This window comes from [Clostridium] celerecrescens 18A (genome assembly GCF_002797975.1).
Taxonomy (GTDB): domain Bacteria; phylum Bacillota; class Clostridia; order Lachnospirales; family Lachnospiraceae; genus Lacrimispora; species Lacrimispora celerecrescens.
In genome coordinates this window covers 20197-32843 of the sequence record NZ_PGET01000001.1, presented here as the reverse complement: position 1 = coordinate 32843, position 12647 = coordinate 20197, and the positions used below count along the sequence as shown (strand labels likewise).

11 protein-coding genes are annotated in these 12647 nt (G+C 45.5%); 5 read left to right on the top strand and 6 right to left on the bottom strand.

Translation table 11 applies throughout. The features are described 5' to 3' along the window. Positions 1 to 22: 22 nt before the first annotated feature. From H171_RS00180 to H171_RS00170, 4 genes are all read left to right on the top strand, one after another. Positions 23 to 1564, top strand: a complete 1542-nt coding sequence (locus tag H171_RS00180; protein WP_100303345.1) for a response regulator transcription factor — start codon at positions 23 to 25, stop codon at positions 1562 to 1564. Further along, complete coding sequence (locus H171_RS00175) at positions 1565 to 3241, top strand: glycoside hydrolase family 2 protein (protein ID WP_100303344.1); 1677 nt, start codon at positions 1565 to 1567, stop codon at positions 3239 to 3241. A 135-nt stretch (positions 3242 to 3376) separates the two neighbouring features. Further along, the gene (locus H171_RS24260; protein WP_166433200.1) at positions 3377 to 3550 is read left to right on the top strand and encodes a hypothetical protein; all 174 of its coding nucleotides are present in this window, start codon (positions 3377 to 3379) and stop codon (positions 3548 to 3550) included. A gap of 13 nt (positions 3551 to 3563) precedes the next feature. Further along, a complete protein-coding gene (locus tag H171_RS00170) occupies positions 3564 to 3809 on the top strand; it encodes a spore coat protein (RefSeq protein ID WP_038278596.1) in 246 nt (81 codons plus the stop codon). 52 nt (positions 3810 to 3861) lie between these two features. Here the strand turns inward: H171_RS00170 and H171_RS00165 are convergent, their stop codons facing one another. The 6 genes from H171_RS00165 to H171_RS00140 form a co-directional block, all read right to left on the bottom strand. Beyond that, on the bottom strand, positions 3862 to 5313 hold the full coding sequence (locus H171_RS00165) for a 4Fe-4S dicluster domain-containing protein (protein ID WP_100303343.1): 1452 nt from the start codon (positions 5311 to 5313) through the stop codon (positions 3862 to 3864). A gap of 55 nt (positions 5314 to 5368) precedes the next feature. Next, positions 5369 to 6550 carry a SpoIIE family protein phosphatase gene (locus H171_RS00160; protein ID WP_100303342.1) on the bottom strand — a complete coding sequence of 394 codons (1182 nt, stop codon included), beginning with the start codon at positions 6548 to 6550 and terminating at the stop codon, positions 5369 to 5371. Further along, positions 6550 to 8280 (bottom strand): [Fe-Fe] hydrogenase large subunit C-terminal domain-containing protein, encoded by a 1731-nt coding sequence (locus H171_RS00155; protein ID WP_100303341.1) that lies wholly within the window; start codon positions 8278 to 8280, stop codon positions 6550 to 6552. The genes H171_RS00160 and H171_RS00155 overlap by 1 nt, the downstream gene beginning before the upstream one ends. A 2-nt stretch (positions 8281 to 8282) precedes the next feature. After that, positions 8283 to 8522, bottom strand: a complete 240-nt coding sequence (locus H171_RS00150; protein WP_100042824.1) for a (2Fe-2S) ferredoxin domain-containing protein — start codon at positions 8520 to 8522, stop codon at positions 8283 to 8285. Between the two features lie 109 nt (positions 8523 to 8631). Then, the gene (gene ade, locus H171_RS00145; protein WP_100303340.1) at positions 8632 to 10383 is read right to left on the bottom strand and encodes an adenine deaminase; all 1752 of its coding nucleotides are present in this window, start codon (positions 10381 to 10383) and stop codon (positions 8632 to 8634) included. Between the two features lie 15 nt (positions 10384 to 10398). Beyond that, on the bottom strand, positions 10399 to 11229 hold the full coding sequence (locus tag H171_RS00140) for a purine-nucleoside phosphorylase (protein ID WP_100303339.1): 831 nt from the start codon (positions 11227 to 11229) through the stop codon (positions 10399 to 10401). Positions 11230 to 11553: 324 nt separating this feature from the next. Here H171_RS00140 and H171_RS00135 point away from each other — a divergent pair, with 324 nt between their 5' ends. After that, a complete protein-coding gene (locus H171_RS00135; RefSeq protein ID WP_100303338.1) occupies positions 11554 to 12615 on the top strand; it encodes an ABC transporter substrate-binding protein in 1062 nt (353 codons plus the stop codon). The last annotated feature ends 32 nt before the right edge of the window (positions 12616 to 12647 follow it).

Below are 12647 nucleotides of genomic sequence, written 5' to 3'. Positions count from 1 at the left end.
TCGTTTATGAAAGAGGGAAAATATGAAATATAAGATCCTGATTGTTGACGATGAACCCTTAGCCCGTATAGGGCTTTCAGGTCTGGTATGTGAGAACTTCCCTGATTTTGAGATAGCCTCTACTGCTGCAAACGGTAACGAAGCAATCGAAATCTTAAAAAAAGAGACCTTTGACCTGGTCATAACAGACATAAAAATGCCTGCAGCAGACGGATTTGACATTTTAACATACATACAAAACACAGAGAATAAAAACGCTCCTTTGTGTATCCTTTTATCCAGCTTTGAAGAATTTGAATATGCCCGGACTGCCATGAAGCTGAATGCCTTTGACTATCTTGTAAAAATGGAGCTGAACAAAGAAACTCTTGAAAAAACATTGAACAAGGCTAAAAAAGTACTGGCCGAGAGAAAAACAGAAGCCGGCAGGTATGGGCAAGAGATTAATCTGTTTACAAACCGTTTTCTCTACCACCTGGTAAGCGGCGGCTACACTTCCGAGGAAGAAATTCTGGATTTCATAAAAATGTACGATCTGGATTTGAAAGCGAAGTTTTATCAGCCCCTGACCGTAGACATCCTTTTTGAAAAGGAAAACTTAAATACCGGAGCTTACTCTACCTATTTAAGTATTTTAAGTACCGTAAAGGAGTGCATCGGCCGTTATACAAAAAGCACGGTGATCGCGTACAACCATCAAAGGATTGCATGTATTCTTCTCTTTCATAAAGCAGATGAAATCAATGCGCTGACCAATACAGTCTCAGAAGACATCCGACAGCTTATTAAAATTTTTTTCAATACCGGAGTTTCCATAAAACCGGGAAAAATGACCTCTTCCCTCAATGAGATCCACCTGTGTTTTGAATTTAATAAGGAAGAAGCCCCATCCCTTAATAATACCTTTGATCTGAATGTCTTTAACAAAAGACTGATAGAATCCCTGGAAAATTTTAATCTTACCCTTTTTGATCAGACTGTGAGAGCGATTGAAGCCGCCATAGATACCCTGGCATTTGAAGAACTGATCAATATTGTGTCCTTTATGATACATCTGGTAATGAACTGTATCTATGACGGAGAAAAAATACTTTCGGAAAGCTACAAAAAAGAGGCAAAATCTTACCAGGTTTTATATACCTATCATAAGAAAACTGAAATCATCAGATATCTGGATGTATTTAAAACCGCAGTAAAAAGTGCAATGCAAAACCAATTGAACGATCCGAAATACAATCTGGTCATTCAGGCAAAAGACTATATCAAAAATCACATTTTTATGAAAATCAGTTTAGCGGATACCGCTTCTTTTATAAATGTAAGCCCTAATTACTTATCCGCTCTTTTCAGACAATATTCCGATCTTGGCTTTTCTGAATATATCAATAAAATGAAAGTTAAAAAAGCCCAGGAGCTGCTTGCAAAAAGCAACTTGAAGATTTATCAGATCAGTGAAGAACTGGGATTTGACAACCCGCAGTATTTTTCAAGAGTCTTTAAAAAATATACGGGACACACCCCTACGGATATGGGGAGATGTACCCTGAAACAGGAGGAAAATTAAATGATACGTACCTTTCAAACAAATTCAGTAAGAAAAATATCAGAACTTTCCGGTAAACTTTGGGATTTCACCCCCTTAGACGGAAAAGATAAGACGTTCCCGGTACCTGTCCCAAGTGCCTGGGAAACTTATCCGGGATATGAAGCTTACAGGGGAGAAGGGAAATATTCCACTACTTTTACGTCAGAGGGGAATGTACGGCTTCTGTTAAAAGGCGTAAGCCATACAGCAAAAGTTTTCGTAGACGGGACCATGAGAGGAACCCATTACAACGCCTATACGCCTTTTGAGATTTTCCTGAAAGGTTTGCCTGGAGGAGATCATCTGCTAGAGGTCATAGCTGATAACCGGTTTTCAGAAGAAAGCTCGCTGCATATTCCCAACGATTATATGAGCTACGGCGGCATTACCAGAGGTGTCGTTTTAGAGGAACTTAACTGCGCATACATAAAATGGATCCATATTACACCTGAAAAAAAGGACGAAACCTGGAAGGCCGGCCTCACACTCTGTATTTCCAATATATCTGATGAAGATATCAGCTTAGATGCAACAATAACGATAAATAAGACAGATTTAAAACTCCCGGACATTACCGTAAAAGCAAATACGGAATCTTTGATACAAACGGAGACAGCCGTATCAGATGCAGAAGAATGGAGCATGGAACATCCAAAATTATATACAGTAGAAGTAACGCTATTCAAAAACGGTTCTGCCATAGACGACTTAACAGAGAGAACTGGCTTCCGGGAAGTGAAAATAGAAAACAACTCTATCTTCTTAAACGGCAAAGCCCTCCTGATAAAGGGACTCTGCCGTCATGAAGACCATCCCGCATTCGGCTGTGCTATCCCATTTTCTCAGATTGCCTCAGATCTGCAGACAATCAAAGATATGGGGGTGAATTCTATAAGATGCGTGCATTATCCCAATGATGAAATTTTCCTGGATTTATGTGACGAACTGGGAATATTGATCTGGGAAGAAAACCACGCAAGAGGGCTTTCCGAAGAACAGATGAGAAATCCTAATTTTGAGAGGCAGGCAGAAGTAGTGATCCGTGAAATGATCATGAATCACTATAATCATCCGAGCATCTATATTTGGGGTATCTTAAATGAATGTGCCAGCGAAACTCCCTACGGCAGGGAATGTTATAAAAAGCAGTATGACCTCATCAGTCAGCTGGATTCTTCCCGCCCGCGTTCCAGCGCAAGCTGTAAATTTAAAACAGATGTTTGTCTCGACTTTCCGGAAGTAGTTTCCTACAACATTTATCCGAGATGGTATCACAACACCCCTGTCCGGGAATATTTAGATGATCTGTACCAATGGGTACAAATAGAAACACCAGGAAAAAACAAGCCATTTCTTATTACGGAAGTTGGCGCAGGAGCCATCTACGGTTACAGGAGCCCAGCTAAGGTCAAGTGGTCGGAAGAGTATCAGTCGGAGACGCTGGGAGAACAGCTTACTGTTATCCTGGAACATCCCGGTACGTCAGGACTGTATATCTGGCAGTTCTGCGATGTGAGAATCAGTGAAGAATGGTACCTAAACCGCCCAAGGACAATGAATAATAAAGGAATCGTCGACGAATACAGAAGGCACAAGCTTTCTTATGAGGTTGTGAAAGAAATTTATACAAGTTATGGAAATTATAAGGAATCTTAAAATATATCAAGGATCGTACTCCCTGTTATTGAATTTTTTCCGTTGTTATGCATGGATTCCCATAAAACGTCCATATTAATACTGTCTTCCGGGAAAACACGCCGAAAGATAGTATAACAATGGAGGGAATATCATATGAGCCCAAAAGAATTAAATTATATTGAAGATGCTCTTGGCCATGAGCAATTTTTAAAAACCCAGTGCCAGCAAGCAGCGCAGAATCTTCAGGATCCTGAATTAAAAGCCTGTGCGCAGCAGCTTATGCAAAAGCACCAGCAGATTTTTGACAGCTTCTATAACTTAGTGTAAGGAGGAATCACATATGGATGACAAGTGTATTATGGAAAACCTGCTCCACACCACAAAAGGCGTGTGTGACTTATACCTGCATGGAACCATCGAGTCCCCTACCATGAACGTACATCAGGCATTTGACACCGCATTAAGCGACAGCCTGTGCATGCAGGGCGATATCTACAAGAAAATGTCCGCAAAGGGATGGTATACCACAGATCAGGCAGAACAGCAGAAACTCACGAAAGTTAAGAGCCAGTTCGCAGGAATGTAAATAAAAAAGCTATGGGTGTTCCCGGTAAAAGGGGGCATCCATAGCCTTTTTGTTAATGTCTGTGCATCGCAACTTCTTCAAGTCCCTGGTTCCGTAAGTTTTCATGGACTTCTCTTCCATCCGCCTGTTTGATCAGCAAATCACGAGCTTTCTTTGCTTCATTCTCACTCTTATGCCTGCTGGGGCCGCCTACACAGCCTCCCACACATGCCATTCCTTCTATGAAGTCTCCTGGAAGCCTTCCAATCTTAAGAAGCATCAGAGCCTTCTTGCACTCAGCCGCTCCATTGCATTTAAGGACTTCGATATCCGTACCTTCTCCTGTCTCCTTTAAACATTCCAGAACAGCCGCAGTTACACCGCCGCCATTTCCAAAACGCTTACCGAATACAGATCCTGCCTGGTAGGTGTTATCTTCCGGCAATAACTCAACGCCCTTTGATGCCATCATTGCCTGAATTTCTCCCAGGGTCAGGGCATAATCCGCGTTGTCTTTAATATTTAAATCCAGAGTTTCGCTTTTCTTAGCAATACACGGCCCGATGAATACGGTGATCGTTTCCGGATCCTTTTCCTTCAGCATTCTTGATACAGCGCACATAGGGGATACTGTGGTGGACATATTCTCAAGGAGCATAGGATAATGCTGTTTAATCATGTTCACAAATGCCGGACAGCAGGAGGTCGTCATCTTCTTGCCTTCCTTATAAGCCTCTGCCCATTCCGCCGCTTCTGCTGCAGCGGTCAGATCGCCGCCAAGTGCAACCTCAATCATATCCTGGAAACCGATCTTCTTTAAAGCGGTTCTCCAGCTTGCCATGGTGATTTCCGGGCCGAACTGGCCTTCTGTCGCCGGAGCGATCATGGCAACCACCCGTTTTCCGGCATTAATAAGATTAATCACATCCACAAGGAATGTCTTGGAATCAATGGCACCAAAGGGACAGCCATGAATGCAGGCTCCGCACTGGATGCATTTGCTCTCGTCAATGACGACTATGCCATTTTCATCCATGGTGATGGCATCCACCGGACAGCTTTTCTTACAGGGACGGGTCAGATCTGCAATGGCGTTATAAGGACATGCCTGGGAACATTTTCCGCATTCCTTACATTTATCAGGATCAATATAGGCACGATCACGTCCCATGCTGATGGCGCCAAAATTACAGGAACCCTGGCACGCCTTACCCATACACAGCTGGCAGTTATCGGTTACCACATACCGGGCGATGGGACAGTCTTCACAGGCAGAGCTGATTACCTGAACGACGTTCTTCGTATCCCTTCCGCTGGGGCAGAGACCTTCCGCCAGGCGGATTCTCTCTCTGATGATTTCCCGTTCCCTGTAAATGCAGCAGCGGAACTGGGCCTTGGGACCTGGAATGATATCATAGGGAATCTCATTTCTTTTCTCCTCAAGCTTTCCCTCCCATGCAAGTTTCGCCACTTCATTTAAAACCTGATGCTTTATGCGAAGTAATGTCGCATCATTTGTTGCCATATTTTTCCTCCTTGTAACTTCCACGTATCGTGGCTCTGTGAATATCTATCCAAATTCAATAATAGGTTACCGTAACCCTTTTCCCCATTTCTTCCACTACGTGCTTTAACTGCTCCACAAGATTCTGGCGGATCCCTAAATCAAAGGGCAGGCCAGGATTCTGATAAGCGCTGTTAATTGCCATTCCCACGTATAACTTAAGCTCCGTACAATCCTCAATGATCATCTTTGCTACCATGGAAGCTCCGTTTGGCTTATCTAACTCCAGGAAAAAATCCTCTGTGACGGATTCATTCTTCACATAACGCCTTAAAAGCTTTAACACTTTATTTAATGTCAAAACACCTTCTGTAACCAGCTCAATTCCGTCAATATAAGCGATTGGCGGAATGTCCGGATCATCGTAATCCAGGGAAACAAACAGCTCCCTTTCAGTTACCCTGGAAACAATATTGGCACTGGTTCCTCCGCAGACGACTTTCTTAGCGGAATCATCTCCCGACAGGAAATCATTCACCATCACGCAGTCGTCCTCCGTCTTCCTGGGCGGGCCTGTCATCAAATGCACCGGCTTGCGGTCAATGATCCTCATAACGGCAACCGTGGTATCATCGCCAGGCCGGTACTGATACAGTTCATCACAGGCGCTGGTTAACGCATTCGCAAGACGAGCTGCAGATATGGTCAGGCGGTACTGCTTCACCGCATAAGAAGCAACATCCTCCCACAGCCAGCCAAAATTCAGGAGCTTCCCCACTCCTGCATGGATGGTCCCGTCACTCATCAGGATCAGCGCGTCCCCTTTTCTCACCTTAAAACGGTATTCATTGATTTTTTTATCCCTGATAACCCTGGTGTTTCGTGGTATGGAAACCAGGCTCCCATCCCTGATGAAGATACAGCCGGGATTATCAAACTCCACCAGATAGGCTTCACCGTCATGAAACACCTGAAGGATGCTGAAGGTCGAATAGGCTACCTGGCGCACCTGACATACCGGAAGGGTCTCCACAATGGTTTCCACACACTCTTCCAGGGTCGCACCGTTTAGAAACATGGTTCCGAGAATCTTGGAGGTCATGGTGGCCAGAATGTTGGCCTTTACCCCGCTGCCCATACCGTCAGCGAGTATCATAATATTGGAATCCTCGGTCTGCAAAAGTTCAACCTTATCCCCGCACAATACTTCCTTGAATTTATTCAGGCTTGTGTATGCAACATCTACGGTAATCCCCATCACTTAACCTCACCTTCACTTCCCTCATCCAGTAAGGATCTGCAAAGCTTCGTTAAGGTAGTCTTGGTCTCCGCCGTGGTTTCCCCTAAAAGACCTGCAATTTCCTGGGCAACCATCATCTGCTTATGAATGACTTTCTGTGCCAGGGCAATGGTTTCCAGTTTCTGTTCGTAGTCCTGCTTTGCCTGTTCTTCCTCTTTGGTGATATCTATGAAGGTGGCTAATACCACATCTTCTTTTTCAATGTAAAGAATATTCTGAAGAGTGGAAATATGGTATTCCCCATATGTCACCTTTTTTCCATGGATCTTCTGGTGGGTATTATAAACCCACTGGAAATCCGAAGGATCAATGAGTTCATATAAATACATGGTCAAAGCTTCCTGCCTGGTTTTTCCAAAATATTTTTCTCCCACTGCAGAATACTCTAAAATTTTCATATCTTTATCTACGATCAGAACAATATTGGGAGAGGTCTGCATCACGAGATTGGATAATGACTCTGATTTTTCATGCATAAATGGAATGCACATATTAAGCTCTGCCTTTTTCTGGAAAACTGCTATGGCCTTTTCCCGGCAGGTGGAATAACCGCAGGCACCGCAGTTTAATTCATCCTCCGGCCTGGTCTTTCCGGTCATTTTTAATATCTCCTGAATCTGGACTTCTGTTGGCATGACATCCTTGGGTGCACGGTCCAGGAACAGCTTCCGAAAGGAGATACGCTCCATAACAGGGGCCAGCTCCTCCCTTGGTACCGGATCCTTTTCAATGGATTCCTCCATATCCAGCTTAATCTTGAATCTGGATACGTTCTCGTCCTCTACTGTGGGACCCTTGATGCAGCCGCCGGAGCACATATTCATCTCAATAAAGCAGCCCTTAATTCCTCCCCGCAGCATGCTTTCGCACAAATCCATGCAGTTGAGACAGCCATGGACATAAAATTTCCGGTATCCATCCCGTTTCTCTTCCGTGGCCAGAACAGAATTTACCACTCCATTGGTAACCGGATAAAGGCGGTTGATTCTGGGGTTCCTTGCAAACGGGATATCCTCGCAGTCTTCAATGGTTATTTCCTCTTCAGAAAGCCACCTGGAAATATCATTGAAATTCAGGACAGCATCAATATAGCCATCATGGCGGGGGTCTCCAGCTTCCTTTTTCTTTGCAATGCACGGTCCAAGGAATACCACCTTTACCTCAGTTCCCAGTTCTTCTTTTAACATCTTTCCATGGGCAATCATAGGAGATACCACAGGAGCCATATATGGAATCAGCTTGGGGTAATAAATCTCGATCAAATCATTGACGCTGGGGCAGCAGGTGGTGATGATGTTTTCCATCTTCCCTTCACTTAAAAGCCTTGCATATTCCGCTGTTACAACAGCCGCCCCCTCCGAAGTCTCCCTTACGTCATAAAATCCCAGCTTCCGCAGCGCACCGTTAACCTGGCCGATGGTCTTATAATTTAACAAGCCCATATAAGACGGCGCCAGGGAGATAACTGTCCGGATCCCTGCGTCAATGTAACTCTTTACCAGATCCAGATCACTTATGAGAGTTTTTGCTGACTGAGGACATACCTGCATGCATTTTCCGCATAAAATGCATTTATCCGGCATAATTTCAGCCCGCTCATCTTTAATCATGACTGCCTTGACTTCGCAATTACGAATACATTTATAGCAATGTTTGCATTTAGTAGCCTTGAAATCAATGATCCCCATGATTACAGCCTCCCCATGATCTCTTTGTCAAAAAACTCCTTTGTATCTTCTGGTTTTAAAGAGTATAATTGACCCTCCACGGTCACACAGACTCCATTTACACAATCCCCGCAGCAAAAGGACCCGTTTAGATCCACCTTATCCTCCAGATGGTTTTCCTTCACAAGGGTCTGCAGCTGTGCGATGATTTCTCTGGAACCCTTTAAATGGCATGCGCTCCCTATACATATTGTTACTCTCATGAATATTCTCCCTCCAAATTTTGTACCTTACATTTGATTGCCCTTTTGAAATATTATCGCACATCGTTATATTTTTATCAATATTTTTTTATCGATTTCCTGTTCTTTTTCACATACAGGAAATAATTGTCTCTAAAATTTCCTGTTTCTCTACGTCAATAAGGCCATATGTATTCAGCCGCAGCTCCGGAATGACCGGAAGGCTTGCAAAAGCAAGGGTCATGAAAGGATCGATGCTTTCTCCGATTCCAAGGCTTCTTGTCTGGGCCTTTAATTCTTCCAGCTTTTCATCCACCCACTCAGCCGGTTCCTCGCTCATAAGTCCTGCGATGGGAAGAGGCAGCTCACCCATAAGCTTCCCATCGGCCACGACCGCCAGGCCGCCCCGGTTCTTCCTCACAATGTTGGCAGCGAGTGCCATATCTTCATCATTGGTTCCTGCAACGATCAGGTTATGGGAATCGTGGGCAATGCTGGTGGCCACCGCTCCCCGTTTTAAGCCATACCCGCCTAAAAAACCTAATCCCATATGGCCGGTATTATGATGGCGTTCCAGCACTGCCATTTTCACAATGTCCTGCTCAATGTTGACGCCGGGAGCGACCCCTGCCTTTTCTACCCATGGGGCCAGAAGGGATTTGGTGGTCAGCTCTCCGGGAGTGAGGCAAAGTACCCGGATGGTATTGCCTTTTTTCTTAACATGGAAATCTTCCGGACGAGTCTCTTCTAAATGGAAGGAATCGCCCACTCTGACAGGCGTTTCCACGCTCCGTTCTTCAGCTGCAAGGATTTCCGCCTTCATCCCGCCGTTTTCCGCCACCAGCTTACCATTTTTATATACCTGCTTTACCACAAATTCATTGAGATCAGAAACAACAATGAAGTTTGCCTTATATCCCGGTGCAACGGCACCTACATTCCGAAGCCCGAAATACTCAGCCGGATGAAGGGAGGCCATCATGACCGCATGAACCGGATCAGCCCCAAGGCTAATGGCCTTTTTAATGATATAGTCTAAATGCCCCAGCCGTATTAAATCCCCTGGATGCTTGTCATCGGTAACCAGCATGCAGCGGTGGTAATAAGGCTCCTTAAACAGTGGCATAAGGGCATTTAAATTCCTGGCTGCCGTACCCTCCCGGATCATGATCCACTGGCCTCTCTTAAGCTTTTCCACCGCCTCTTCCCAATCGGAGCATTCATGGTCCGACTGCACTCCGGCAGTCACATAGGCATTCAGTTCCCTGCCGGAAAGCCCGGGAGCATGACCGTCGATTAAGAGATTCCTGTTTCTGGCTTCCTCTACCTTATCAAGGATCCCACGGTCTGCCCTTACGGTTCCGTAGGAGTTCATAAGCTCAGCAAGGCCCAGTACCCGCTCCTCTTCATAGAGGGGTGAAAGATTCTCAGCCGCCAGAACAGCCCCCGATTCATCCAGTCCCGTTGCCGGTACGCAGGAAGGGAGCATAAAATACACATCAAGGGTAAGTCCCTTCGTCCTCTCCATCATAAAGCGGATCCCTTCCGCTCCCGCCACATTGGCGATCTCGTGAGGATCCGTAATAACCGCCTGAGTCCCATGAGGCACCACAGAGCGTTCAAATTCTCCCGGTGCAACCATAGAACTTTCCAGGTGTATATGGCCGTCAATCAGTCCTGGACAAACCACCGCGCCCCCCAGCTCGATCTCTGTCTGTCCCTCATATTCTCCAATCCCTACAATGTAACCTTCCTCAATGGCAATATCTCCGTTTTCCAGCTCAGCCGTAAAAACATTGACCACCCTGGCATTCTTTAGCACCAGGGACGCCTTTTTCGCCCCTGATGCTGCCAAAACCCGTTCAGCTAACAACCGATCCATAAGAAACTCCTCCTTTTATTTACCTGCGATCTTTGTAATAGATGCCGTAATCAATCTTTTAAACAAAGGTGCAACCCGGTCTGCCGTCTCTTGTACCTCTCCATGGCTCAAAGGCTGATCCGTAATACCGCAGGCCATATTGGTGATACAGGAAATGCCGCAAACCTTCATCCCCATGTGGTTTGCCGCAACTGCTTCACAGGCTGTGCTCATTCCTACCGCATCAGCTCCCAGAATGCGGCACATCTGTACCTCTGCCGGAGATTCATATGCCGGACCGGAAAGCTGCATGTAAATACCCTCTCTAAGGCCGATTTCTTCTTCTCCTGCAGCCTCTCTGATGGTCTGCTGAAGTTCTCTGCTGTAAACATCACTCATATCCGGGAATCTGGGTCCCAGCTCTTCTAAATTTGCCCCAATTAACGGAGACGGAACAAAGCTCGCAATATGATCCCTTATGAGCATGAAATCACCCGCCTTAAACTCTTTGTTAACACCACCGCAAGCATTGGTTAAAAACAGGACCTTTGCTCCTAAAAGGCCCATAAGCCTGGCCGGAAGCACCACGTCCGTCATTGGATACCCCTCGTAGAAATGAACCCGTCCCTGCATGATTACCACCGGAACATCATTTACATATCCGAATACAAACCTTCCTTTATGGCCTGCCACCGTTGATACCGGAAATCCTTCAATGTCTTTATAATCAATGGAGGTCTCTACCTTTATCTCCTCTGCATATTCCCCAAGGCCAGACCCCAGGATCAGAGCTATCTCCGGGACAAAGTCCGTCTTCTCCCGCACACTTTCCAAACAATTCTTAAGCTTTGCATATACTTCATTCATATACCATGTTCTCCTTCCAATGTTATTGTCCATGCTTTCTGGACATACAGGTATACCCGCAGGGTGTTTCATTATTACCGCCAGACAAGGTCGTCATAGGTATATACAGTATACCACATCTGCCAATATATCTGTATCTATATTTTGACAAATATGGGGGAATAATGATATACTGAAGGTGTTCGTACTAACCCGGAAGGATCCCTGACGGCGAAGGCGAGGAGAATACGTAAACCGGAAATCCCATGCCTGTTGGTGTGGGATTTTTTGATAGACGTAAAGAAAAAAGAACTATAACAGGTACGGACAGAAAGCGAGGATCTTATGAAAAAAGCATTATCCCTATTGATGGCGTTTGCCGTAACGGCGGCCGTACTCTCCGGCTGTGCAAAAGGCGGCGCTGAAAACCCCCAGGCAACATCAGTCTCTGAAAAGGAATCCACCTCTGAGACAGCAGAAGAAACATCAAAAGCACAAGAACCAGCTGATCGTTATACCTTAAAGATCGGTTCTTTAAAAGGGCCCACCTCTATGGGCCTTGTAAAGCTGATGGACCAGTCTGAAAAAGGCAATGCAGAAGGCTCCTATGATTTTACCATGGTAACCGCTGCTGACGAACTCCTTGGAAAAATTGTAAGCAAAGATCTGGATATTGCCCTTGTGCCCGCCAATATGGCCTCTATTATTTATAATAAAACCAATCATGAGGTGACTGTCCTGGATATTAACACCCTGGGTGTTCTCTACGGGGTATCCGCCGATGATTCCATTAAAACAGCCGCAGACTTAAAGGGTAAGACCGTTTACTTAACCGGCAAAGGGACCACGCCGGACTATGCCCTTCAGCACGTGCTTAAAGCCAGCGGCTTAACCGCTGACGACATAACCCTGGAATATAAGTCCGAAGCCGCTGAGGTCGTTTCTATCCTGAAGGAAAAGCCTGATGCAGTAGGTCTTCTTCCCCAGCCTTTTGTAACAGCGGCCATGGCTCAGAATGACTCCCTAAAAATGGTTCTTGACTTAACAAAGGAGTGGGATGCCACAGCCGGTGAAAGCGGCGGCAGTCTGGTGACCGGAGTTACCATCTGCCGGAATGACGTGATCAAAGACCATGGGGAAGCCATTGCCGCCTTTATGGCGGAGCATAAGGAATCCGCTGAATTTGCCAATGCCAATGTAGCCGAAACTGCAGCTCTGGTGGCTGCTGCCGGAATCATTGAAAAAGCACCGGTTGCTGAAAAGGCAATCCCATACTGCAGCATCACCTATGTAGACGGTGACCGGATGAAATCTCTGTTAAGCGGATACTTAAAAGTACTTTTCGATATGGAGCCGTCTTCCGTGGGCGGAACACTGCCAGCCGATGACTTCTACTATATGCCATAATTAAGGTAAAGCTTTGTAAGGAGATTCCCATT